At 67.6% G+C, this 24,447-nt stretch carries 23 protein-coding genes and 1 tRNA gene; 8 read left to right on the forward strand and 16 right to left on the reverse strand.

The genetic code is table 11. The annotated features are described in order from the left end of the window. Window positions 1–18 precede the first annotated feature (18 nt). From ACT3UE_RS02785 to ACT3UE_RS02840, 12 genes are all read right to left on the reverse strand, one after another. Window positions 19–91 (reverse strand) — tRNA-Ala (locus ACT3UE_RS02785). 87 nt (window positions 92–178) lie between these two features. Further along, on the reverse strand, window positions 179–583 hold the full coding sequence (gene rsfS / locus ACT3UE_RS02790) for a ribosome silencing factor (RefSeq protein WP_301443556.1): 405 nt from the start codon (window positions 581–583) through the stop codon (window positions 179–181). Between the two features lie 39 nt (window positions 584–622). After that, window positions 623–1,759 carry a hypothetical protein gene (locus tag ACT3UE_RS02795; protein ID WP_444553647.1) on the reverse strand — a complete coding sequence of 379 codons (1,137 nt, stop codon included), beginning with the start codon at window positions 1,757–1,759 and terminating at the stop codon, window positions 623–625. A 24-nt stretch (window positions 1,760–1,783) separates the two neighbouring features. Next, window positions 1,784–2,461 carry a nicotinate-nucleotide adenylyltransferase gene (gene nadD / locus ACT3UE_RS02800; RefSeq protein ID WP_444553648.1) on the reverse strand — a complete coding sequence of 226 codons (678 nt, stop codon included), beginning with the start codon at window positions 2,459–2,461 and terminating at the stop codon, window positions 1,784–1,786. Next, window positions 2,400–2,630, reverse strand: a complete 231-nt coding sequence (locus ACT3UE_RS02805) for a hypothetical protein (protein WP_444553649.1) — start codon at window positions 2,628–2,630, stop codon at window positions 2,400–2,402. Before ACT3UE_RS02805 ends, nadD begins: the two co-directional genes overlap by 62 nt. A 101-nt stretch (window positions 2,631–2,731) precedes the next feature. Beyond that, window positions 2,732–4,024 (reverse strand): glutamate-5-semialdehyde dehydrogenase, encoded by a 1,293-nt coding sequence (locus tag ACT3UE_RS02810; protein WP_444553650.1) that lies wholly within the window; start codon window positions 4,022–4,024, stop codon window positions 2,732–2,734. 53 nt (window positions 4,025–4,077) lie between these two features. Further along, a complete protein-coding gene (gene proB, locus ACT3UE_RS02815; RefSeq protein ID WP_444566248.1) occupies window positions 4,078–5,277 on the reverse strand; it encodes a glutamate 5-kinase in 1,200 nt (399 codons plus the stop codon). Continuing rightward, entirely contained in the window at window positions 5,274–6,842 is a 1,569-nt protein-coding gene (gene obgE, locus ACT3UE_RS02820; RefSeq protein ID WP_444566249.1) for a GTPase ObgE, read from the reverse strand. Before obgE ends, proB begins: the two co-directional genes overlap by 4 nt. A 128-nt stretch (window positions 6,843–6,970) precedes the next feature. Beyond that, a complete protein-coding gene (gene rpmA / locus ACT3UE_RS02825; RefSeq protein ID WP_086996933.1) occupies window positions 6,971–7,225 on the reverse strand; it encodes a 50S ribosomal protein L27 in 255 nt (84 codons plus the stop codon). A gap of 46 nt (window positions 7,226–7,271) precedes the next feature. After that, a complete protein-coding gene (gene rplU / locus ACT3UE_RS02830) occupies window positions 7,272–7,580 on the reverse strand; it encodes a 50S ribosomal protein L21 (RefSeq protein WP_444553653.1) in 309 nt (102 codons plus the stop codon). A 385-nt stretch (window positions 7,581–7,965) separates the two neighbouring features. Next, window positions 7,966–11,355 carry an Rne/Rng family ribonuclease gene (locus ACT3UE_RS02835; protein ID WP_444566250.1) on the reverse strand — a complete coding sequence of 1,130 codons (3,390 nt, stop codon included), beginning with the start codon at window positions 11,353–11,355 and terminating at the stop codon, window positions 7,966–7,968. A gap of 376 nt (window positions 11,356–11,731) precedes the next feature. Beyond that, window positions 11,732–13,342 (reverse strand): peptide chain release factor 3, encoded by a 1,611-nt coding sequence (locus ACT3UE_RS02840; protein ID WP_444553655.1) that lies wholly within the window; start codon window positions 13,340–13,342, stop codon window positions 11,732–11,734. Between the two features lie 119 nt (window positions 13,343–13,461). Between ACT3UE_RS02840 and ACT3UE_RS02845 the strand changes: the two genes are divergently transcribed. The 6 genes from ACT3UE_RS02845 to ACT3UE_RS02870 all read left to right on the forward strand — a co-directional run bounded on the left by ACT3UE_RS02845 (window position 13,462) and on the right by ACT3UE_RS02870 (window position 18,241). Further along, on the forward strand, window positions 13,462–14,109 hold the full coding sequence (locus ACT3UE_RS02845) for a vitamin K epoxide reductase family protein (RefSeq protein ID WP_444553656.1): 648 nt from the start codon (window positions 13,462–13,464) through the stop codon (window positions 14,107–14,109). 131 nt (window positions 14,110–14,240) lie between these two features. Continuing rightward, on the forward strand, window positions 14,241–15,080 hold the full coding sequence (gene tsf, locus ACT3UE_RS02850; RefSeq protein WP_444555702.1) for a translation elongation factor Ts: 840 nt from the start codon (window positions 14,241–14,243) through the stop codon (window positions 15,078–15,080). 166 nt (window positions 15,081–15,246) lie between these two features. Next, a complete protein-coding gene (pyrH, locus tag ACT3UE_RS02855) occupies window positions 15,247–15,981 on the forward strand; it encodes a UMP kinase (RefSeq protein WP_444555711.1) in 735 nt (244 codons plus the stop codon). Between the two features lie 80 nt (window positions 15,982–16,061). After that, entirely contained in the window at window positions 16,062–16,619 is a 558-nt protein-coding gene (gene frr, locus ACT3UE_RS02860; protein ID WP_444555703.1) for a ribosome recycling factor, read from the forward strand. A gap of 5 nt (window positions 16,620–16,624) precedes the next feature. After that, complete coding sequence (locus ACT3UE_RS02865) at window positions 16,625–17,575, forward strand: phosphatidate cytidylyltransferase (protein WP_444555704.1); 951 nt, start codon at window positions 16,625–16,627, stop codon at window positions 17,573–17,575. 81 nt (window positions 17,576–17,656) lie between these two features. Further along, entirely contained in the window at window positions 17,657–18,241 is a 585-nt protein-coding gene (locus tag ACT3UE_RS02870; protein ID WP_444555705.1) for a DivIVA domain-containing protein, read from the forward strand. A 7-nt stretch (window positions 18,242–18,248) separates the two neighbouring features. Here ACT3UE_RS02870 and ACT3UE_RS02875 read toward each other — a convergent pair whose 3' ends face one another. From ACT3UE_RS02875 to ACT3UE_RS02890, 4 genes are read right to left on the reverse strand one after another with little or no spacing between them, the layout of a single operon-like run. Next, window positions 18,249–19,742: a sodium/solute symporter gene (locus tag ACT3UE_RS02875; RefSeq protein ID WP_444555706.1), complete on the reverse strand. Its 1,494-nt coding sequence runs from the start codon at window positions 19,740–19,742 to the stop codon at window positions 18,249–18,251. Next, a complete protein-coding gene (locus ACT3UE_RS02880) occupies window positions 19,739–20,125 on the reverse strand; it encodes a hypothetical protein (RefSeq protein WP_444555707.1) in 387 nt (128 codons plus the stop codon). The genes ACT3UE_RS02875 and ACT3UE_RS02880 overlap by 4 nt, the downstream gene beginning before the upstream one ends. Then, window positions 20,122–20,838, reverse strand: a complete 717-nt coding sequence (locus tag ACT3UE_RS02885) for a LytR/AlgR family response regulator transcription factor (protein WP_444555708.1) — start codon at window positions 20,836–20,838, stop codon at window positions 20,122–20,124. Before ACT3UE_RS02885 ends, ACT3UE_RS02880 begins: the two co-directional genes overlap by 4 nt. Window positions 20,839–20,873: 35 nt before the next feature. After that, the gene (locus ACT3UE_RS02890; RefSeq protein ID WP_444555709.1) at window positions 20,874–22,061 is read right to left on the reverse strand and encodes a sensor histidine kinase; all 1,188 of its coding nucleotides are present in this window, start codon (window positions 22,059–22,061) and stop codon (window positions 20,874–20,876) included. 348 nt (window positions 22,062–22,409) lie between these two features. Here ACT3UE_RS02890 and ACT3UE_RS02895 point away from each other — a divergent pair, with 348 nt between their 5' ends. Together ACT3UE_RS02895 and ACT3UE_RS02900 are read left to right on the forward strand one after the other, a co-directional pair. After that, entirely contained in the window at window positions 22,410–22,721 is a 312-nt protein-coding gene (locus ACT3UE_RS02895; RefSeq protein WP_444555712.1) for a DUF485 domain-containing protein, read from the forward strand. Next, on the forward strand, window positions 22,718–24,355 hold the full coding sequence (locus ACT3UE_RS02900; protein WP_444555710.1) for a solute symporter family protein: 1,638 nt from the start codon (window positions 22,718–22,720) through the stop codon (window positions 24,353–24,355). The genes ACT3UE_RS02895 and ACT3UE_RS02900 overlap by 4 nt, the downstream gene beginning before the upstream one ends. Window positions 24,356–24,447 lie beyond the last annotated feature (92 nt).

A 24,447-nucleotide genomic window follows, 5' to 3' on the forward strand; every position in this document is an offset into this window, starting at 1 on the left:
CATGGATCCTGAATTCGGTGGAGGTAAGGGGATTCGAACCCCTGACCTTCTGCATGCCATGCAGACGCGCTACCAACTGCGCCATACCCCCGAAAGGGAGTCGCCGGTTTCGTTTCCGACCGGACAACTCATCCATCATAGGGCACGGAATTTAGCCCGCGCAAATCGCCTCCCCCTACTAGGCGGAGGTCTCCGGGTCCTCAACCACGGCCACGCTCCGGGCGGCAGCCGGCAGTTCGATCGCGGCGCAGTCGCTCCACAGGCGGTCCAGGGCATAGAAGACGCGGTCTTCCTGGTGCTGGATGTGGATGACGACGTCGATGTAGTCCAGTAGGACCCAGCGGCCCAGTCCCCTGCCCTCTCGACGGACGGGACGCAGATCATGCTTTTCGATCAGCGCCTCTTCGATCCCGTCGACGATGGCGTTGACCTGCCGCTCGCTTTCTGCCGAAGCGATCAGGAAGGCATCGGTGATGCCCAGGCGTTCGCTGACGTCCAGGGCGATCTGGTTCTCCGCGAACTTCTCGGCCGCGGCCAATGCTGCGGTGTTGATGACGCTCAGTGAGTATTCTGTTGCAGCCATGTGGCTCCTCGGGTGGTGGTGCTGGTCATCGGTCGACGACTAGCCGTTGGTGGTGATCATGATGATGCCGACCGTCAGGGCGGCGGCACCCACCAGGAGTACCCCGAGCACCGCCCACGCCCAGACGTTGGCCCGCCGGACCCCGCTGCTGCGGTAGTCCAAGGGATCCAGGCCCTGGGCCGAACTGGCGCTGACCGGTTGCCGGGCAGCCCCGCGGCCCGGCTCCTCGGAGGCCGGGTCCGAAGGTTCCGCGGCCGCGGGTTCACCCACGGGGTCCTCGTGGCCCGTTCCCGGCGTCGGCGCAGCGACGGCTGGCCCCTTGCCGGTCGCGGGCATCTGGAGATGGAAGCCGCTGGTTTCGGGAGCGTTGATTCCGGTGTTGGCCAGATCCCTCTCGGCCTTTTCCCTGCGCAACCGGTCCATGGCCCCCGTGAACGGGTCCCCTGCCTGGTCTTCGGCACTGCGGGTGGAGTGGGCCCGTTTCAGGCGCTCCCGCTCTGCGACCCGTCGGCTGATGATGGCCGCACGGGCGGCCAGTTCGCGCTGTTTGGCCAGGACCTCCAGGTCATCGTGGTCCTCGGCAGCAGCGGCTTCGGCCTCGGGGTCCCCGGGCTGGTCAGGGATGGTTTGCCGGCGGGCTTCCAGGGCCTCCGCGACGCTGAGTGATTCCTGCCCCTGTGCGGTGCGCTCGGCCGCGGGCTTCTCGGTCGACGGGGACCCGGAGTCCACCTCGGCCTCGGGTTCCGCGGTCGAGGCGGCAGCCCTGGCCGCAGCCAGGGCCTGGAGACGGAGCTGCCGACGGGTCAGCGGGGCCGGCTCATCGCCAGCGGGGCGGACCTCTGCCGGCGCGGGCTTCTGGGCCGCTTCGGCTTCCCGGCGGCTCTTCAGTGCCTCCCGGTCGCGGGCCCGTTGCAACGAGCTGCGTTCGCCTGCTTCGCTGTGTTCCTCACGGTCGGGCACCATGTCGAAGGGGACGTCGGCGGCACGTCGGCTGCGGTTGGCCTGAGCGATGCGGTCGAGCTGGTTGGTGTCCTCGGATGAGCGCGGCTCGGGCTGCTCAGCCGGGTCTTCGCCCGACAGGTGCCCACCCTCGTGGTGGCCGTCAGCGGTCTCGCTGGCACGGCGTTGTTCACGCAGGGACCGCCGCGTCGGCGGGAGCCCCAAATCGTCGCTCATGTTGTCCATTCCAGGCAATCCCCCTCAGGTGTCGCCGTCGTAGTGATACAACTCATATTTCGCAATGTACTGAACCACCCCATCGGGCACCAGATACCAGACCGGCTTATTTGCCTTGACCCGGTCCCGGCAGGCCGTCGAGGAGATCGCCATGGCCGGGACCTCCAACAGGCTGATGTCCGTACGCCCCAGGTCCGGTAGTTCGTGCCCGGGGCGGGTGACCCCGACGAAATGCGCCAGGCTCCACAGCTCGTCGATGTCCTTCCAGGACATGATCCGCTCCAGCGCATCGGCCCCGGTGATGAAGAACAACTCGGCGTTGGGTCGAAGCCGACGCAGATCGCGCAAGGTGTCGATGGTGTAGGTGGGTCCCGGCCGGTCGATATCCACCCGGCTGACCGTGAAGCGTGGGTTCGAGGCCGTGGCCACCACCGTCATCAGGTAGCGGTGTTCGGAATCGGCGACGTCTTTTCCCGACTTCTGCCACGGTTGACCCGTGGGAACGAACACGACCTCGTCCAAGTCGAACTCCGCGGCCACCTCGCTGGCGACCACCAGGTGCCCGTGGTGGATGGGATCGAACGTCCCGCCCATGACACCGAGGCGGACCGGGCGCCGGGACCCGATCGCCCCCGCCCGCCTAGAGATCGTCGTGGCCGTGCTTGTTCGAGAACTGCTTATGCGAGTCGGGGATCTCGGCATGTCCCTCGTGGCGGTTGCCGACGTTGGTGAATGAGACGACGACGAAGAGCATCAGGAGGAAGATCGCGAAGATTCCCCCACCGATGAGAAAGGGCCAGATGCCCTCGTTTCCGGCAACCTCGGCCTCCGCGCCACTTGCCATGACCGTACCCAAGACCTGCGTGAGCATTTTTCTCCTTCGTGCCCGTCGTCGACCGGCGCCCCCAACGGGCGATGCGATCCGTCGATCGTCTGATGTCTGCTTACCATCCTACCTACCCGGCAGGCACTCTACGAACGGATGTGGCCATCTCCTTGGACAATCCACTTCGTGGTCGTCAGCTCCCGCAGACCCATGGGGCCCCGGGCGTGGACCTTCTGGGTCGAGATGCCCACTTCGGCCCCCAGTCCCAGCTGTCCCCCGTCGGTGAAACGGGTGGAGGCGTTGACGATCACGGCCGCCGAATCGATCTCCGCGACGAACCGTTCGGCGTTGGCCAGGTCGTTGGTCAGGATGGCTTCGGTATGCCCGGTGGTCCAGGTGCGGATATGGTCCAGGGCCCCGTCCAGGTCATCGACCACTGCCACCGCAAGGTCCAGGTCCATGTATTCGCGGGACCAGTCCTCTGCGGTGGCCGGGACCGCGTGGAGCCCCTCCATGAGGGCCATCGCCCGTTCGTCGCCGTGCAGGGTGACCCCTGCCTTCGACAGGGCCCGCAGGACCTCGCCGGCGGCAGGGGCCTGCGCGTGCAGAAGCAGGGTCTCCACCGTGTTGCACACGGAGGGGCGTTGCGTCTTGGCGTTGAGCAGGATCTCCGAGGCCGATTCGGCCGTGGCCGTGGCGTCGACGAAGATATGGACGTTGCCCTCCCCCGTTTCGATGACCGGGATCCGCGCGTTCTGCAGCACCGTCTGGATCAGTTCGTGTCCGCCCCGCGGGATCAGCACGTCGACCTTGCCGCGGGCCCCCATCAGGGCCGTGGCCCCGGCCCGGCCGAAGTCATCCACGCTTTGGACCACGTCGGCGGGCAGTCCCACCGATTCGAGGGCATCACGGATCAGGTACAGCAGCGCCTCGTTGGAGCGGGCCGCGGCCGACCCCCCACGCAGCAGGACCGCGTTGCCGCTCTTCAGTGCCAACCCGGCAATATCGACGGTGACGTTCGGGCGCGCCTCGTAGATGGTCCCGAGCACTCCCATCGGGACGTGGACCTGCCGCAACCGCAACCCGTTGGGCAGGGTCTGCCCGCGTTGGACGGTACCCACCGGGTCCGGCAGTCCGGCCAATTCCTCGAGGGCCGAGATGAGGCCGTCGACGCGGGCGTCGTCGAGTTTCAACCGATCGAGCAGGCCTTCGCTAGTGCCGGCGGCCCGCCCGCGTTCGAGGTCCTCGGCGTTGGCGGCGATCACGGAGGCCCGCCGCTCATCCAGGGCGGTGGCGATGGCCCGCAGGGCGCGGTCCTTCCAATCACGGGTGGCCCGGGCCAACACGCGGGAGGCTTGGCGGGCTCGGTCGGCGCGTAGACCAACCTGATGGGCGATGTCTTCGGCTGTACTGGTGGAATCGGTGACGCTCTGGCTCATGACCCAAGCCTAGTCGGCTCCAGGGGGACGGTGGCGATTGTTGAGCAACAGTGTCAGGCCCGGGGCTCCGCGGCCGGTGGGGTCTGCTTTTTCCGGGTGCGCACGGGCGGTCGCAGGACCACCAGGTCATCGATGTGGACGACTTCGCGCTCGTAATGCGACCCGAGGGTCCTGGCCAGTTCCCGGGTGCCGTGTCCCAGCATGTCCGGGAGTTCCTCCGAGGCGTAGTTGACCAGGCCGCGGGCGACGACCGTGCCTTCCGCATCGGTGATCTCCACGGCGTCTCCGGCTTCGAAATCCCCGCTGACCGAGGTGATGCCCGCCGGCAGCAGCGAGCGCGCCCCCGAGGCCACCGCGGCGACCGCCCCGTCATCGAGCATCAGCCCGCCCTGGGTGTTCGCCAGTTGGGCCAGCCAGAGCATCCGGGCCGGGCGGCGTCCGCCCCGGGCGGAGAACCAGGTGCCGACATCCTCGCCGGCCAGGCCGCGGCCGGCCCGATCCGTCGAGGTGATCAGCGTGGGGATGCCGGAGTCCGCGGCCATGGTGGCCGCTTCGACCTTGGTGACCATGCCGCCGGTCCCCACCCCGGAGCCCCCGGTGGTGCCGATGCTGACCCCGTCGAGGTCCGCGGCACTGACGACGTCCGCGATGCGGCTGGCTCCCTTCGCCGGTGGACCGTCATAGACGGCGTCGACATCCGAGAGCAGGATCAGGGCATCGGCCTTGACCAGGTGGGCCACCAGTGCGGCGAGCCGGTCATTGTCCCCGAAGCGGATCTCGTGGGTGGCCACGGTGTCGTTCTCATTGACCACGGGGACGACCCCCAGGGTCAGCAACCGGCCTAGAGCCCGGAAGGCGTTGGCATACTGTTGCCGGCGAATCAGGTCATCGGCGGTGAGCAACACCTGGGAGACGGTGATCCCGTGCGCGCCGAAGGCCTGGGTGTATTTGGCCATCAGCAGTCCCTGCCCGACGCCGGCGGCCGCCTGCTGGGTGGCCAGGTCCCGGGGCCTGCGACTCAGTCCCAGCGGGGCGATGCCGGCGGCTATGGCGCCCGAGGACACCAGGATCAGTTCGATCCCCCCGTTGCGCACCGCCGAGAGTTCAACGACCAGCCGGTTCAGGGCATCCTCGGAGATCCCCCCGTTGACGGTGGTCAGTGACGAGGAACCGACCTTGACCACGATCCGGGTCGCCTCGGTCAGTTGCGAACGGTGGCGGATCGAGGAGGGAAGGCGGTTCTGCCGGTTCACTTCCCGCTGTCCTTGGGTGAACCCTGCTTCTTCGGGTTCACGGATTCGGTCCACACGCCGGCCTTGCGTTCGCTCTCCAGTTCGGCGCGGGCCGCGGCCCGGGCATCCTTGCGATCCTGGTGGTCCTGACGCTTCTGGTCACGGGTGGGACGGCTGCCGTCGTCGAACCGGTCGTCTTGTCCACGACGTGATCCCAGCAGTTCGGCGCCGGCGGCCATGGTCGGCTCCCAATCGAAGACCACGCCGTTGTCATCGTCGCCGATGACCACGGCGTCCCCGGGTTTCGCCCCGGCCTTGAACAGCTTGTCCTCCACACCGATCTTGGCCAGTCGGTCGGCCAGGTAGCCCACGGCCTCGTCGTTGCTGAAATCGGTTTGCTTGACCCACCGGACCGGCTTTTCACCCTGGACACGGAACAGCGGCTCGAGGTTGCGTTCTTCGCGGTGGATGGTGAAGGGGGCCCGGTTCACGCCCCGGGGGCGCAGCACCGGGACTTCCACCTGGGCCGGCTCCTCGGCCGATGCGGTGCGTGCTTCGGTGACGAGCTCGGCCATGGCATAGCCCAGTTCCTTCAGCCCGGTCCGGGCCAGGGCGGAGACCTCGAAGACGCGGTAGCCGCGGGACTCCAGATCGGCGCGGACGAACTCGGCCATATCCGAGCCGTCGGGCATGTCGGTCTTGTTCAGGGCGATCAAGCGGGGGCGGTCGTTCAGCGGGATCACGGTGCCATCGGAGCCCGCATAGCTGGAGTCGGTCGCATAGGCGGCCAGTTCCGCCTCGATGGCCTCCAGATCACTGAGCGGATCGCGGTCCGATTCCAGCGAGGCACAGTCCAGGACGTGCACCAGCGCGGCACAGCGTTCGACGTGGCGGAGGAATTCGTGTCCGAGGCCCTTGCCCTGGCTGGCGCCCGGAATGAGTCCGGGGACGTCGGCGACGGTGAATCTGACGTCTCCGCTTTGCACGACGCCCAGGTTGGGGATCAACGTGGTGAACGGGTAGTCGGCGACCTTGGGACGGGCGGCGGACATGGCGGCAATGAGGCTTGATTTGCCGGCCGAGGGGAAGCCCACCAACGCGATATCGGCGACCGACTTCAGTTCCAGGACGATGTCCTGTTCCCCGCCGGGGACGCCCAGCAGGGCGAACCCGGGGGCCTTGCGCTTCTGTGAGGCAAGCCCCGCGTTGCCCAGTCCGCCCATGCCACCGGCGGCGGCCACGTATTCGGTGCCGGCGCCGACCATGTCGGCCAGGATGTTTCCTTCACGGTCCTTGACCACGGTGCCGTCGGGCACCGGCAGGATCAGGGTCTCGCCGTTGCGGCCGGGCTGCATGTCTCCCCGGCCCGGTTCGCCGTTGCCACCGTGCCGGTGGGGGGAATGGTGGTAGGACAGCAGGGTCGTGGTCTGGGGGTCGACGCGGATGATCACGTCGCCGCCCTTGCCACCGCTGGCGCCATCGGGCCCGCCGAGAGGCTTGAACTTCTCCCGACGGATCGACACGCAACCGTGCCCTCCGTTTCCGCCGGAAACGTGAAGGACTACGCGGTCTACGAACGCTGCCACTACTGGGACTCCTCTATTGGGTGGCCGTTACGGTCCTGCTGGTCCGTGCTACGGCCGGTGATAAAAAGAACTGGAGGGCGGGCCAAGCGGCCCGCCCTCCAGTCTAGCTAAATTCGGTTCTGCCGAAACTAGCCGGCATCCACGATGTTCACGACACGACGGCCGCGACGGGTGCCGAACTCCACCGAGCCGGCTGCCAGTGCGAACAGCGTGTCGTCGCCACCGCGGCCGACGTTCGCGCCGGGGTGGAAACGGGTACCGCGCTGGCGAACGATGATTTCACCGGCGGAAACCACCTGGCCTCCGAAGCGCTTGACGCCCAGGAACTGAGGGTTGGAATCGCGGCCGTTGCGAGTGGAACTCGCGCCCTTCTTACTTGCCATTGAATGTGCCTACCTTTGAATCGTGGGTGATCTGGTCTCCGTCGCCTTAGGCGATGGAGGTGACCTTGACCTTGGTCAGTGCGGAACGGAAACCCTGGCGCTTCTTGTAGCCGGTCTTGTTCTTGTACTTCTGGATGACGATCTTCGGGCCACGGAGGTTCTCGAGAACCTCGGCAGTCACGGTGATCTTCGCCAGGTCGGCAGCAGCGGAGGTGACCTTGTCGCCGTCTACCAGAAGCAGTGCTGGGAGCTCAATGGTTCCACCAGCTGCCTCGGGGACGCGGTCAAGGGTCACCCAGTCTCCTACGGAAACCTTTTCCTGCCGGCCGCCTGCGCGGACAATCGCGTACACCACTTGGGAACTCACTTCTCTCGACGTCTATTACTCTTACTGCGCACATTCCACCGGACCAACCGATCGGGGATAAGCGCTGTGCTGTCACGCCGAGCGGAAAATCCGATGAGCGGCGCATGCACCGAGGATCTAGATTACGCTATTTCGGTCCGCAGGAGCAAATACATCCTCCGACGGCGGGTCGTCAAGACCCCCGGGAGGGTGAAGCACCTTTTAACGGTACCTTCCCGACCCGCGGACCGCGAACGGCGGGCCTTCCCCTGTGTCCCGGCCCCGCAGTGGTTCCGCCGCAAGGCAGGGGCCGGAACGCGTGGGGGCGGGACCCGATCGACCGGGTCCCGCCCCACGCATGGTTCCTGCCGACGAGCAGCCTCGTCCGATCCGGTTACAGCTCGGAGGCCGGTACCCCGACGCCGAACATCATCGGCGCGTCCTCGGAGGCCTTCTTCTTCGCTCCCGGTTCCGACTGCTCGAGCTTGGCCACGTGGCTGGTGCCTGCGGCAGGGGTCGACGCAGTGGCCTCCACCCGCTCGATCGGCGTGTTCGCGCTCCCCTGGGCGCTGGATGCCGCCCGGCTGCGCCGTGGAGGGCGTGCCGGGGTGCTGGTGGCCGGCGGCGTTGCGGCCACGGCGGAGGAACGCTCCGGCGCCGGTGCCGACGCCACTGCAGCCGGTTCCTGCTTGGCCACGGCAGCCGGTTCCTGCTTGGCCGCGGGAGCCGGTTCGTGATCGGCTTCCCGGGACGGCTCAGGGGTGCCGCCGAAGGCGGCGCTCAAGGATTCCAGCGTCAGATCGGGGGTCTGCGTGGGCGCCGTGGCCCGGCGGCTGCGACGGGCGCGCGGCAGACGGACTTCCTCTCCCGCGATGCTCACCACGGGACCTTCCACATCAGTCCCGGCCTCCGCCGTCGCGTCATGGCCTGGGCCCTGACCGGACTGCGTCGGTCCGGGGCCCTGCTGGCGGCTGGAGGCGGCGGTGGAGGTGCCTGCGGTGTCCGCCGGCTGCTCCCCCGACCCGCTGGTGGGCGACATTTCGGCCGAGCCGGCACGACCACGTCCGCGTGAGCGCCCGCGTCCACGACGGCGCGAACCGGAGTCGGAGCCGTCCTGCCCGTCGGTGCCCCCCTGGCCGGACGCGGCGGAGGTCCCGGCGTCGTGCCCGTCCCGCTGCTTCGTCTCCCCGGTCTGCTCGTGGGAAGCCTGGGTGGCGGCGGCGATGGAAGCCAACGCGGCCCGGGTGGTTTCGGCCTTGGCCTCCGCCTCCGGGTCGTGCTTCTTCGGCTCCGGTGCCGACTGCTCGGGGGTCTGCTCGGTGCCTGCTCCCCCGCCCTTGCCGTGGCGGTTCCCGCGTGGCTTGCGCTCGTTGCGCTTCTGGTTGTTCTGGTCTTGCTGCTGGTTCGACGCCCGGCGATGTTCGACCGGTTCGTCATGGGTGACCACGCCGCGGCCGTTGCAGGCTTCACAGTTTTCGCTGAAGACCTCCAGCAGTCCGGTGCCCATGCGCTTGCGCGTCATCTGCACCAGGCCCAGCGAGGTGACTTCGGCGACCTGGTGTTTGGTCCGATCCCGGCCCAGGCACTCGACGAGCCGGCGCAGGACCAGATCCCGGTTGGCTTCGAGGACCATGTCGATGAAGTCGATGACGATGATCCCGCCGATATCGCGCAGCCGCAGCTGACGGACGATCTCCTCGGCGGCTTCGAGGTTATTCTTGGTCACCGTTTCCTCGAGGTTGCCGCCACTGCCGGTGAACTTGCCGGTGTTCACGTCCACCACGGTCATGGCTTCGGTCCGGTCGATGACCAGTGAGCCGCCCGAGGGCAGGAAGACCTTGCGGTCCAGGGCCTTGTGGATCTGTTCCTCGAGCCGGCGGGCGGCAAAGATGTCCTCGTCGCTCGTCCACTTCTCCAGGCGGTCCAACAGGTCCGGCGCCACGTAGGTCACGTAGGCCTCGATGGTGTCCCAGGCGTGTTCGCCGGAGACGATCAGCTTGGAGAAGTCCTCGTTGAAGACGTCACGGACCACCTTGATGGTCAGATCCGGCTCCGCGTACAGCAGCTCGGGCGGGGTGGTCTTCGTCGAGGTGGACTTCGCCTCGATCTCCTCCCACTGGGCGCGCAGCCGGTTGATGTCGTTCATCAACTCCTGCTCGCTGGCCCCCTCGGCGGCGGTGCGCACGATGACCCCGGCGTTCTGCGGCAGGTGGTCCTTGAGGATCTTCTTCAGGCGGTTGCGTTCCACGTCGGGCAGCTTGCGTGAGATGCCGGTCATCGACCCGCTGGGCACATAGACCAGGTAGCGTCCGGGCAAGGAGATCTGGCTGGTCAGCCGGGCCCCCTTATGGCCGACCGGGTCCTTGGTGACCTGCACCAGCACCGGGTCCCCCGACTTCAGCGCATGCTCGATGCGCCGCGGCTGTCCCTCGAGCCCGGCCACATCCCAGTTGACCTCCCCGGCATAGAGCACGGCGTTGCGGCCACGGCCGATGTCGATGAAGGCGGCCTCCATGGAGGGCAGGACGTTCTGCACCTTGCCCACATAGACGTTGCCGATCAGCGAATCCTGCTGCGTCTTGGAAACGAAGTGCTCGGCCAGGACCCCGTCTTCCAGGACGCCGATCTGGATGCGCTCATCACGCTGGCGGACCACCATCTGCCGGTCCACCGATTCGCGGCGGGCCAGGAACTCGGCTTCGGTGATGACATGGCGTCGACGACCGGAGTCGCGGGAATCACGACGGCGCTGGCGTTTGGCCTCGAGCCGGGTGGAACCCTTGACGCTGGTGACCTTGTTCGACGGTGCCGGATCTGCGGCGGCCCGGGGACCACGCACCCGGGTGACCGTGTTGGGCGGGTCGTCGTCGTTGCCGCCACTGAGTTCCAGGTCCGAGTCCCCGCGCCGACGACGCCGGCGGCGCCGTGAGCTGGAACCGGCCTCCTCGGTCGAGTCCCCCGCCTCGGGGCCCTCCTCACGGTTCTGTGCGTCGTCGCGGGAGCGGGAGCGGTTGCGGCGGCTGGACCGGTTGCCCGAACCGCTGTCGTGGCTCTCCTCGGAGCCGGGCTCCTCCGCGGACCGCGCCTCGGGGGCGGCTGTGGCCAGATCGGGGGCCTGGAAGAGGACGGAGATCGCCGAGTCGGGGACGGCGAACGGATCCGCCGGAGTGGCTGTTTCGTCGCTGGTTTCGGCGGCCGGCTCACCGGGAGCCTCCGCGGCAGGTGCGGCGGTGCCGGTTTCCTCTGCCGTGGTGGTCTTCGGGCTGGCCGCGGCGGCGCGGGATTTGCGCGCCGGTGCCTTGCGCGCCCCGGTGCTCTTTGCCGGGGTCTTCGCTGCTTCTGGGCTCTCGGCGGCGGGGTCGGCGGAAGCGTCGCCGCCGGTTTCGGTGGCCACGGTCTGCTCGGCGTCCGCGGTGGTGGACGCGGCGGTCTTGCGGGTGCGGGGGGCCCTGGCTGGTTTCTTGGGCAGTTCGGCGTCGCCCTCCGGTCCGGCCGTCTGGGTGGCCTCGTCCTCGCTGGCTGCCGTGGCGGCCGGTTTGCGGGTCCGGGGTGCCCGGGTGGTCTTCTTGGCCGGTGCGGTGGCGGGCTCTTCCGCAGTGGCGGCGGCTTCGGGCTCCGGCTCGCTGGCGGCGGCGGTGGCCGGTTTGCGGGTGGTGGCCCGTTTGCGCGGTGCGCGTTTGGCCGGTGCCGGCGCCTCGGCGGTCTCGGTGGTGGCGGCGGTGTCGTCATTCATCGGAAGGGACGACTGTGCCGGCCCATTCAGCTCTTCGTTCGTTGCTTCCATGAAAGGCCATGCTCCTAGCCGGAGTACCCTCCACAGCCGGGACGCCGGCGATCGGTTCGGGAACCGCGGCCTCGTCGGCCTTCCGATCCCCGGAAGTCAGTTTTCTTATTTCCCGAGGTGTACCAACGTCGGCGGGTACGGCGGCCCGGGAAACCAACCCAGTTCCCCGGGCGAGCCGCTTTCTGTTGCGGCGACCGTCCGCGGTTTTCATCCGCCGGCATCAGGGTCGATGCCTACGGTGATCCATCGCGTGAGGGCCCGGAATCCTGTAGTTGGGTTGGAAACAAACTGTGGATTCGCCACCAACCAAGGCCATTGTCTCATACGCGTCGAATCCCGAGTCGGTGGCCGGCGCCGGCGGATCATCCCAAAGGGCTCAGACGGCGGCGTCCTGGTCGACACCGATCCGGGTCAAGGGCAGGTCCGGGTGGTTCTTCGTCACCCGACGCAGCGCCCACACGTCGTTGAACAACGCCAGGTACTCGCCGTCGGAACGGATGATCACCTCGACACCCCGGACCGGCGCCAGCGCCGTCACCGCCTCCTTGGTGGTCAATCGCGCCAACGAGTACCCCAGGGCCTCCATCCGCATGGGGGCGTTGAAGTCCTGGGCCATCCTGTCTTCGACGACCTCGAACTGCATCGGTCCCACGGCCGCCAGCACCGGCGCCTGATCGCCCCGCCGGTCCGAACGCAGCACCTGGATGATGCCCTCGTGTTCGAGCTGGTCGATCCCCCGGCGGAACTGCTTATACCGGCTGGGATCCTTTGCGTGGGCCACCCGGAAGTGCTCCGGGCTGAAGTAGGGAATGGGCGGGTAGGTGACCGGCGCGTCCTCATAGAGGCTGTCCCCGACCCGCAGGGCCGAGGCGTTGACCAGTCCCACGACGTCCCCGGGCCACGCCTGGTCGATCACTTCGCGGTCCCGACCGAACAGATGCTGGGCATACTTGGTGGCGAACGGCTTTCCGGTATTGGCGTGGGTGACCACCATGCCGCGTTCGAAGATCCCCGAGCAGACACGGATGAAGGCCACATGGTCGCGGTGGGCCTGGTTCATGCCGGCCTGGACCTTGAAGACGAAGCCGGAGAAGGGGGCATCGACCGGACGGACTTCCCCGTCGGCGTCGGCGCGCGGGGCGGCCGAGGGGGCCAGGTCCACCAGGGTGTCCAGGATCTGCCGGACCCCGAAGTTCTGTGCCGCCGAGGAGTAGAGGACCGGGGTCGCCGTCCCGGCATGGAAGCTCTCCAGGTCGAACCCGCCCGGGCTTTCGAGCAGCGACGCCTCATCCAGGGCGTCGGACCACAGCTGCCCTTCGGCCTCCAGGGCCTGTTCGGGGGTGAAATGTTCCTCCAGGGCCAGGGAGGCCCCGCTGGAATTACGGGTGAAGCGGACGTATTCGTTCTTGCGCAGGTCCGCGACGCCGTGGAATTCCCCGGCGATGCCTACCGCCCAGGTCAACGGCATGGGCCGCAATCCGGTGCGTTCGGTGATCTCGTCCATCAGCTCCAGGGATTCCAGCCCGGGGCGGTCCCATTTGTTGATCACGGTGATGATCGGCAGATTCCGTTGCCGGCAGACCTCGAAGAGCTTCATGGTCTGCACTTCCAGGCCCTTGGCCGCATCGATGAGCATCACCGCGCAGTCCACGGCGGCCAGCACCCGATAGGTGTCCTCCGAGAAGTCCGCGTGGCCGGGGGTGTCGACCAGGTTGATCACCGTGTCGCGGTACTCGAACTGCAGGGCGGTGGAGCTGATCGAGATCCCGCGGTCCTTCTCCATCTGCATCCAGTCCGAGACGGTGTCCTTGCGGTTGGACTTGCCGTTGGTGGCCCCGGCGGTCCCGATCACCCGGGCGTGGAGGGCCAACGCTTCGGTGAGCGTGGATTTGCCCGCATCCGGGTGCGAGATCACCGCAAAGGTACGACGGCGGGAGGACTGGTCGATGATCCGGGGATCGGCGGCCTGGGTTGGAATCTGCGACACTACACTTCTCTCACGTTGGCGAACCAGACAAGTCTACCGTCCATGCCCCGGGCCCCGGGCCTAGAATCGAAGTGGATGGCGGCAACCGCCGCCGCCCCGATCGACCCGAGGAGCCCCGCGTGGCCCAGCATGCCCCGAACAGGAACGAACCGGTCCCCGCCGTGAGCCCCGCGGCCGAGGGGGCCCTTCCCGGTTACGCCCGGGAACCGGTGTTCGGGTGGATCCTGGCCATCACCGGTTTCGTGTCCTGGATCGCGTCCTCGGCGCTGACGCTCGAACGGCTGGAGATCTACAAGGACCCGGACTACGTCACCTCCTGCGACATGAATCCCTTCGTCTCCTGCGGCAGCGTCATGCGGACGGCCCAGGCGGCACTGTTCGGCTTCCCCAACCCGCTGATCGGCGTCGCCGGCTTCGCGGTGGTCACCACGATCGGCATCACGCTCATTGCCGGGGCCCGGCTGCCCCGCTGGTATTACGTGGGTCTGCAGGTCGGGGTCACCCTGGCCATGGCGATGATCGGGTGGCTGTGGTTCCAGGCCCTCTACGTCATCGGGATCCTCTGCCCGTACTGCATGGTCGTCTGGGCCATGATGATCGTCCTGTTCACCTACACCACCGTCAGGAACATCAGCCACGGGGTCGTTCCCGCACCCGCCGGGCTGCGCCGGTTCCTGGCCGAATGGCACTGGGTGATCGCCGCGTTGATCGTCTTGTTGTGTGCCGGGTCGATCCTGGTCACGTTCGCCAAGGTGTTCTTCGGATAGAGCGCCGCCGCCCTGGCCGGACGACGGGGGGGGGCCGCCCCCCCCCCCCGGCTCCGCTCGAAACGGGGCGGGTCCCCGCCGGTAGGGCACCGGAAGAACAAGCTAGATCACCACTGAGAATGGGGTTGCACATGGCGAACTACACCGCCGCTGATATCAAGGCGCTTCGTGAACGTACCGGCGCAGGCATGATGGATGTGAAGAAGGCCCTCGACGAGGCCAACGGTGATGCCGAGAAGGCCATCGAGGTCATCCGCGTCAAGGGCCTCAAGGGCGCCACCAAGCGCGAGGGCCGTTCCGCGGCCGAAGGCCTCGTGGCCGCCAAGGTCATCGACGGCACCGTCGGCTACATGATCGAAATCAACTGCGAGACCGACTTCGTCGCGAAGAACGACAAGTTCATCGCACTGGCCGATCAGGTCCTCGAAGTGGCCGTCTCCACCGGCGCCACCGATCTGGATGCGCTGCTCGCCGCCGATGTGAACGGCAAGAAGCTCGCCGACGTCGTCGTCGAAGAAGGCGCCATCCTCGGCGAGAAGGTCGTGGTACGCCGCATGGCACGCCTCGAAGGCGCCACGGTCGATGCCTACCTGCACAAGACGTCCAAGGACCTCCCGGCGCAGGTCGGCGTGCTCATGGCCGTTGACGGCTCCGGCGACGAAGCCCACACCGTGGCCCACGACGTCGCGGTGCACACCGCGGCCCTGGCCCCGACGCACCTTTCCCGCGAGGAGGTCCCGGCGGAGACCGTGGCCAACGAGCGTCGCATCGCCGACGAGACCGCCCGCGCCGAAGGCAAGCCCGAAGCCGCGCTGACGAAGATCGTAGAAGGCCGCCTCACCGGGTTCTTCAAGGAGATCGTGCTGCTGGACCAGCCGTTCGCCAAGGACTCCAAGAAGCTGGTCGGCAAGGTCCTCGAGGAAGCCGGCGTGAACGCTACCGGGTTCGCCCGTTTCCGCGTAGGCTCCTAGCAGCGACACGGCGGCCGGTTTCCGCCCGCCCAAGCGGCAGTGATCAAGGGGGCGGCCACCACTATGGTGGCCGCCCCCTTGCCACGCCCAGACCTTTCCAGAACCACTGCACGACGGCGGACCCGGCTCCGCCAGAGGAGGCCCCCCCGTGGAAGAAACCACCCAGATCGAAACGACACAGATCACCAACGAGGCCGGGACCCGGCGCAGGGTCCTGCTCAAGCTCTCCGGAGAGGTCTTCGGCGGTGGCAACATCGGCGTGGATCCCGTGACGGTCCGTGGTGTGGCCGAGCAGATCGCCGCCACCGTCGGTGAGGTCGAAACCGCGATCGTGGTCGGGGGAGGAAACTTCTTCCGCGGGGCCGAACTCTCCCAGTCGGGCATGGACCGCTCCCGCGCCGACTACATGGGCATGCTCGGAACCGTCATGAACTGCCTGGCCCTGCAGGACTTCCTGGAACAGGCAGGGGTCGAAACCCGCGTCCAGTCCGCGATCAGCATGGCCCAGGTCGCCGAGGCCTACATTCCGCGCCGGGCGATCCGCCACCTGGAGAAGAACCGGGTGGTCATCTTCGGTGCCGGGGCCGGACTGCCGTACTTCTCCACCGACACCGTCGCCGCCCAGCGGGCGCTGGAAGTACGGGCCGACGTCGTGCTCATGGGCAAGAGCGGGGTCGACGGGGTCTACACCGCCGACCCGAAGAAGGACCCGACGGCGGAACGCCTGAGCACGTTGACCTACGACGAGGCCCTGCTGAAGAACATCCGGGTGATGGACCAGACGGCGATGACCATGTGCAAGGACAACGGGCTGGAAATGCTCGTGTTCGGCATGGAGGGCGAGGGTAATGTCACCCGGGCCATCCGCGGCGAGGCCCGGGGCACGCGCGTCACCGTCTAGTCCGGTGGCATAGGATGAATGATGAGCGTGGAAAACAGCCCGGGTACCGCTGAGCGGCCCGGATTCTTAAGGAGAGAGTAGTGATCGAGGAAACCCTGCAGGACGCCAACGAGAAGATGGAACGGTCCCTCGAAGCGGCAAGGGAGGACTTCGCCACGATCCGGACCGGTCGCGCCAACCCGGGACTGTATTCCAAGGTGCTGGTCGATTACTACGGTTCCGCGACGCCGCTGCAGCAGTTGGCCTCCTTCGGGGTCCCCGACGCCCGGACCATCCTGATCACCCCCTTCGACGCCACCGCCCTGCGGGCCATCGAAAAGGCCCTCAGTGACTCCGAGATCGGCGCGAACCCCTCCAACGACGGCAAGGTCATCCGGGTCACGTTGCCCGAACTGACGGCCGAACGGCGCAAGGACTACGTGAAGATCGTCAAGGGCATGAGCGAGGACTCCAAGGTGGCCATACGCAACCACCGCCGCAAGGCCAAGGAATCGATGGACAAGATGGTCAAGGACGGCGAGGTCGGCGAGGACGACGGCGCCCGGGGCGAAAAGGAACTGGACGCGCTGACCAAGAAGGCCACCGACGTCATCGACGAGATGCTCAAGCGCAAGGAAACCGAGCTGCTGGACGTCTAATGCCCATGCCGACGCAACCCGACGGCGCCGACGGCGGCCACGGCGAAGCGCCGGGAGCCCCCCAGACGGCCCCGGGACCCATGTCACGACGTCAACGCCGTGAACTCGACGCCAAGCCCTCCAAGGCCGGGCGGAACCTGCCTGCGGCGATCGGCGTCGGCCTGGTCCTGTTGGCGGCCGTCCTGGTGGGGTTGTTCTTCTTCCCGCTGGCATTCGTGGGGATCATAGCGCTCTTTGCCGTCGTCGGTTCATGGGAAGTCAGCCGGGCGCTGACGGCCGCGAAGACCGAAGTGCCCCTGCCTCCCTTGGCGGTGGCCGGGATCGTCCTTCCGTTCTCCGCCTATCTGGGTGGGGCGGAGGCACTGGGCTTCGCCTTGGCCGGCAGCATCCTGCTGGTGCTGGTCTGGCGGATCGTGGAGGGCGCCGCGGGGGCCTTCCGTTCGGTGGTCGCCTCGACCTTCGTGGTCCTCTGGGTTCCGTTCCTGGCCAGTTTCGCCATCCTGCTGATGCTCCAGGAACGCGGCAAGATCCTCGTATCGGTGGTCCTGCTGCTGGTCGTCGCCAACGACACCTTCGGCTATGTGGTCGGCGCCTCGATGGGCAAGCACCCGATGGCACCGAAGATCAGCCCGAAGAAATCCTGGGAGGGATTCGCCGGCTCCTGCGTCGGCGCGATCATCGTGGGCATTCTGTGCGTCGTGTTCCTCCTCGAGAGCCCCTGGTGGATCGGGATCCCGTTGGCCCTGGCGACCGTGGCCGCAGCGACCGCGGGGGACCTGGCCGAGTCGATGGTCAAGCGGGAGCTGGGCATCAAGGACATGAGCAACCTGCTTCCGGGCCACGGCGGCGTGATGGATCGCCTGGACTCCGTGGTCTTCTCCATCCCCATCGGTTACATTATTTCGGTGCTGCTGCTGCCCGGCGCGGACGACACCATCGGCCTGCTGCTGCCCTAGGATGGGACCAGTAGTGTGGTGGCCGGATCCGGCCACCAGGGAATTGTTCATCATGTGCAGTGCAAGCTTGAGGGAAGTTAATTGAGTCAGGACAGCCAGCAGAAGACCCAAGCCCCCTTCAACCGGGTCGACTCCGGGGAATTCGGCTACAACGTCAAGCAGGTCGACCATTTCCTGTCCCGCGCCCGCGCGACCTACAACGGGACCGGTGACGATGAAAGCGTGGTCACCAGCCACCTGGTGCGCCGGACGTCCTTCGAACCGCAGAAGGGCGGATACTCCGCCCAGGAGGTCGACGCGGCACTGGACCGCCTCGAGGACGTCTTCGCCCAGCGTGAACGTGACGCCCTGATCGAGACCGAAGGCCAAGACGCCTGGCTCGAACAGGTCGGTCGGCTCTCGGCCATCCTGCGCGGCCGCCTGCACCGCGAGCCGGGGGGACGGTTCCGTCGTCCGAGCCGGCGCAATGCCCCGAGCTACAACGTCGAGGACGTCGACGCCCTGTGCACCCAGCTGCTGGCCTACTTCGAGCAGGACGTGCCGATGAGCGTTGATGCCGTCCGCCGGATCGCCTTCCGCGAGGCCGTGGGCCAGGACGGATACGAGGAGAGCCAGGTCGATGCCTTCCTGGACCGTGTCGTGGAGTTGATGGCCTCCATCGACTGACCCGCAGCTAGTGCCGGCCCGCGGGGCCGGGCGCCGTAGTCCGCTCGGGGGCGTGCAGGCGGGTCATGACCCGGGTGGTCGCTTCGGCCGAGGGGCCCCGCGTGGCCCGGGACACGAGCACCGTGACGATGAAGGCCAACGGGACGGTCCACGCCGCCGGTTGGGTGGCCACCTCCAGGGCCATCCCCGAGAGCCGGGGCAGCACCGAAACCGCGGTCATGGCCGCGGCACATGCCAGCGCCCCGGAGAGCATGCCGGCCACGGCCCCGGCGGCCGTGAGCCCACGCCACCAGATGCCCAGCAGCAGCAGCGGGCAGATCGTGGAGGCCGTGAAGGCGAACACCGCCCCGATGGCCCCGGCCAGGGCCAGCGTGCTGGTGCCCAGGGCCAGCAGCAGCGGGATGACGCTGGCCAGCACCGTCGCATAGCGGAAGCCGCGCACCGTACCGCCGAAGAGATCTTGGCTGATCACCCCCGCCAGCGAGACCACCAGGCCCGAGGTGGTGGATATGAAGGCGGCGAAGGCCCCGCCGATCACCAGGGCGGTCAACAGGTTTCCCATCGTCCCGCCGACGATGCGGTGGGGCAGCAGCAGCACCGTGGCGTCCGCATTGCCCCCGGCGGCCAGTTCCGGAAGATAGGCCCTGCCCAGTACCCCCAGGACCGTGGGGAACAGATAGAACAGGGAGAGCAGCCCCAGTACGATCGACGTCGTACGCCGGGCCGAGGCCCCATCGGGGTTCGTGTAGAAACGGACCAGCACATGAGGTAGGCCCAGCGTACCGAACAGCAGGGCCACGATCAGTGAAATCGTCGCGTAGATGCCCGTTCGTCCCAGCACCTGCCGGGGCAGGTCGAAGGCCAGGCCGTCCTGGGTGGGGGATTGGCCGGTCAAGCCCAGCTGGAGGAGCAGGAAGACCGTGGGGATGGCCAGCGCGCCGAGCTTGAGCCAGAACTGGAAGGCCTGGACGAACGTGATCGAGCGCATCCCCCCGGCCAGCACCGTCAGGCAGACCGCGGTCATGACCAGGCCGGCCCCCAGCCATCCGGGCAGACCGGTGGTGATCCCCAGGGTCAGGGAGGCCCCGTGCAGTTGCGGGACGATGTAGAGCCACCCGACGACCACCACCATGATGCTGGTGACCAGGCGGACGGTCCGGCCGGCCAAGCGGATCTGGGCGAAGTCGGGGACCGTGTAGGCCCCGGACCGGCGCAGCGGGGCAGCCACGAAGAGCAGCAGCATCAGATATCCGGCCGTATATCCGATGGGGAACCAGAGGGCGTCCTGGCCCGAGACGACGATGAGCCCTGCGATACCCAGGAAGCTGGCCGCCGAGAGGTACTCCCCGCCGATGGCCGAGGCGTTCCACCAGGGTTTGACCGTCCGCGAGGCGACATAGAAGTCCCCGGTGGTCCGCGACAGGCGCAGCCCGTGCACGGCAATGAGGACGGTGGAGACGACGACGGCGGCGATGGCCAGCAACGAGGTTCCGGCATTCATTCCCGGGTCACATCCAGATACTGTGCCTCGTAGCGGGCGCTGACCCGGTTGTAGAGGAAGGCGCCCAGCAGGATGATCGGGTACACCCCGACCCCCAGGACCAGCCAGGGCAGCGGGATGGTCAGCAACCGGATGTCCTGGATCTGCGGCCAGAACGTGACCACGACGGCCAGGCACAGCAGAAGCAGCAGGAACCCCAACGCCACCGACAGGGACAGACGCAATTGCGAGCGGATCAACGATCTGACGTAGAACTCCGCGGCGGGGTCGTGGCTGGCCCGACGCCGGGCGATGCCCAGCGGCGCCCCCTCCGGTGCGGTGACCCTGACCCGGGCCGGGAGCGGGGAGGGGCCGGGGGTCGGGCCGGAATCCGGGGTGGTCATGAAGGCCTGATGCGGTTGGCCGCCAGTTGTTCGCGCAGCTGCGGCAGAGCGCGTCGGCTCACCGGCAGCTCCGTGGCCCCGATGATGACCGAGGCCTTGCCCGGAGCCAGCTTGACCTGGTCCACCCGGTCCATGGCGACCAGGTATCCGCGGTGGATGCGTAGATAGCCCGCGGAACCCCATTGCTGTTCCAGATCGTTCAACGGGACCCTGATCAGATAGCTGGCATCGGCGGTGTGCAGGCGGGCATAGTCTCCCTGGGCCTGGACATAGCGGATCTCGTCGCGCCGGATCATCCGGGTGATTCCCCCCTGGTCGACCGTGACGACCTCGGGTTCCTGGGGGCCGTCCTGGATCAGTTCGCAGACCCGGCGCACCGACTCGGCCAACCGTTCCGGACGGATCGGCTTCAGGACGTAATCGACGGCGGCCAGTTCGAAGGCCTCCAGCGCCTGCGCCTCGTCGGCGGTGACGAAGACGACGGCGGGGGGACGGCTGAAGCGGGAAATCACGCGGGCGATGTCCAGCCCGGACAGGGACGGCATGTGGATGTCCAGGAAGAGGGCATCGACGTCGAACTCCTGGAGCGCCTTCAGGGCAGCAGCCCCTGAGGTCGCCCGGTGGATCCGGCCCACCCGGGCATCACGTTCCAACAGGAAGGCCAGTTCCTCGACGGCCGGCAGCTCATCATCGGCGACGACGACATTGATCATTCCCATAGTCTAGGGACAGCCTGCCTGCCGGGCACTCACAGCGGCGGTCCGGCGTCGTAACCGGGCTGGAATTTGGGGATACGCACGGTGATCAGGGTCCCTGCCCCGGGGGCGGTGTCGATGACCAGCCCGTGGTCGTCACCGTAGAGCTGGCGCAGACGCACGTCGACATTGCGCAGTCCCACATGAACGCCGTCGGTCGTCCCGGCCAGCAGGGCACGCAGCTCCTCCGGATCCGCGCCCACCCCGTCATCCTCGACGGTGATCTCCGCGAACTCCCCGTCGTCGGCGGCCGTGAGGGTGATCAGCCCGCCGGTGGCCTTGCCCTCCAATCCGTGGCGCACCGCGTTCTCCACCAGCGGCTGCAACGACAGGAACGGGATGACGGTGCTCAGGACCTCCGGGGCGATCGCCAACGAGACCTTGATGCGTTCGCCGAACCTGGCCTTCTCCAGGAGGAGGTAGCGGTCGATGGCCTGCAGCTCCTCGGCCAGGGTGGTGAAGTCCCCGTGGCGGCGGAACGAGTACCTGGTGAAGTCGGCGAATTCCACGACGAGCGTCCTGGCCCGCTGCGGGTCGGTGTTGATGAACGAGGCGATCGCGTTGAGGCTGTTGTAGATGAAATGCGGGCTGATCTGGGCCCGGAGGGCGCGGACCTCGGCCTCCATCAGCAGGGCCCGCGATTCGTCCAGCTCGGCCAGACCCAGCTGGGCGGCCACCCAGGCGGCCAGCTCGGTGGTGGCCCGTACCAGGCCGGCGTTGGCCCGGGGGGCCAGGGCCACGACGGTTCCCACGGCGCTGCCGCGGACCAGGATGGGGGCGTAGACGCCGTCGGCCCCCGGTCCACGGATCACCTGGGTCCGGGCCGCGCGCACGGCATCGGCCGAATGCCCTTCGATCCGGCCCGGCTCCCGGGACACGGTATCGGCCAGTGGTCCGTCCAGGGCCAGGACCGTCGCGGCATCGGTGATCGCCAAACCCTCGCAGCCGAGTACGTCGCGGAGTTGCCGGGCGGCCCGTCCGGCCCCCTCGGAGTGCAACCCCGAGCTGAAATGCGGGGCCGCCTGGGACACCCGGTGCAATGTCTCGTAGGTCGCCCGGTCGGCATCGGTGCCCAGGTCACGGGAGGAGCGCAGCACATGGAACCCCACGTAGTAGACCACGGCCACGGCAATGGTGATGATCGCGATGATCAGCGTGGTCTGGGCGGCGGCGGAGAGCATGCAGACAGCCTAGACGCCGGCCCGCGGTGTCGTCGGGGGACGGCTTCGACGGCCGTGTCGGGCCCGACCGTTCGGCGGGACCAATGACCGTTGGGCGCATGGGGCGCACCGCTGGGCCACGACATGCTGCGGGTCGCTTCACTATCGGTTGATGGTGCCCGAGAGTGATGGGTGTCACTCTTCCGCCGAGGATGCGTGTGGACACGGTTTGTCCCGCGGCGGATGGATGCCACCACCCTTGAGGAGAAGAAAATGGCCCACCCCACCAGCCCGGACCCTGTTCCGCAGGACGGCACCGACGCCGCCCTACGGACCGATCCCGCCCCGGACCAAGTGTCCGAGGAATTCATGGCCGTCCAGGCCAGCGACGAGTTCCAGGATCTGCGCAAAACCCAACGCAGCTTCATCTTCCCGATGGCCATCGCCTTCCTGGTCTGGTACTTCGCCTACGTCCTTCTGGCCGACTACGCCCACGACTTCATGTCCATCAAGGTGATCGGGAACATCAATCTCGGTCTCCTGCTGGGACTGCTGCAATTCGTCTCGACCTTCGGCATCACCGCGGCCTACGTCCACTTCTCGAATAGGAAGCTGGACCCCAGGGCCACGGCCCTGCGCGATCGACTCGAAGCCAACGTCGACGAAGGAGACCTGAAATGAGCCTTCTGTCCCTGACCGCCGCGGCACCACTGGCCGCAGCGACGGAATCGACGTCGGTGGGCAGCCCCATCGTCAACATCAGCATCTTCGCGCTCTTCGTCGGGGTCACCCTGGTGATCGTGTTGAAGGCGAGCAAGAACAACAAGACCGCCGCCGACTACTACGCCGGCGGGCGTTCCTTCACCGGAACCCAGAACGGGACGGCGATCGCGGGGGACTACCTCTCGGCCGCCTCGTTCCTGGGGATCGTCGGGGCGATCGCCATCAACGGCTATGACGGCTTCCTCTACTCCATCGGCTTCCTGGTGGCCTGGTTGGTCGCCCTGCTGCTGGTCGCCGAGATGCTGCGCAACACCGGCAAGTTCACCATGGCCGATGTGTTGTCCTTCCGGCTCAAGCAGCGGCCCATCCGCATCGCGGCGGCCATCACCACGCTGTCGGTCTGCCTGTTCTACCTGCTGGCCCAGATGGCCGGGGCCGGTGCGCTGGTCTCCTTGCTGCTGGGGATCGACGGGAAGATGGGCCAGTCGCTGGTCATCACCGTCGTGGGCGCGCTGATGATCGTCTACGTGTTGGTCGGCGGCATGAAGGGCACCACCTGGGTGCAGATCGTCAAGGCCTGCCTGCTCATCGCCGGTGTGCTGGTCATGACCATCTGGGTGCTGTCCATGTACGGCTTCAACCTCTCGGCCCTGCTCGGTGACGCCGTGGAGACCGCGAACAACCCGGCGCTGCTGGATCCGGGCCTGAAGTACGGTGTCTCGGAGGCCTCGAAGCTGGACTTCGTCTCTCTGGCCCTGGCCCTGGTGCTGGGCACCGCCGCCCTGCCGCACGTGCTGATGCGCTTCTACACGGTCCCCACCGCGAAGGAGGCCCGCAAGTCCGTGGTCTGGGCGATCTGGCTCATCGGGGCGTTCTACCTGTTCACCCTGGTGCTGGGTTACGGCGCTGCGGCACTGATCGGCCCCGAGCGCATCACCAACGCCCCAGGCGGGGTGAACTCCGCGGCCCCGCTGCTGGCCTTCGAACTCGGGGGACCGCTCCTGCTCGGGGTGATCTCGGCGGTCGCCTTCGCGACCATCCTGGCCGTGGTGGCCGGGCTGACGATCACCGCTGCGGCCTCGTTCGCCCATGACATCTACGCCAACGTCATCGCCAAGGGCAAGACGACCCCGGAGAAGGAGATGAAGGTCGCCCGTCGCACGGTGGTCGTCATCGGCATCGCCGCCATCATCGGTGGCATCGGCGCCCAGGGGCAGAACGTGGCCTTCCTGGTCGCGCTGGCCTTCGCCGTGGCCGCCTCGGCGAACCTGCCGACGATCGTGTACTCGCTGTACTGGAAGCGCTTCTCCACCCAGGGGGCCGTCTGGTCGATGTATGGCGGCCTGGCCGCCGCGATCATCCTCATCGCGTTCTCCCCGGTCGTTTCCGGCACCGAGACCTCGATGATCACCAGCGCCGACTTCGCGTTCTTCCCGTTGAGCAACCCGGGCATCGTTTCGATCCCGCTGGCGTTCCTGCTGGGCTGGTTGGGCACCGTGCTCAGCAACCGGAAGGAAGACCCGGCCAAGCAGGCCGAAATGGAGGTCCGTTCACTGACCGGTTTCGGTGCCGAGAAGGCCACCGACCACTAGGTCATCCAGCCCGGGTCGCGGATCCGGGACGACGGCGGAAGCCGGGTTCGCCAGTGCGGACCCGGCTTCCTTGCCGTGTACCGGGGAAGGGC

The sequence above is a fragment of the Arthrobacter sp. 179 genome, from assembly GCF_052379645.1.
Taxonomy (GTDB): Bacteria; Actinomycetota; Actinomycetes; order Actinomycetales; family Micrococcaceae; genus Arthrobacter_H.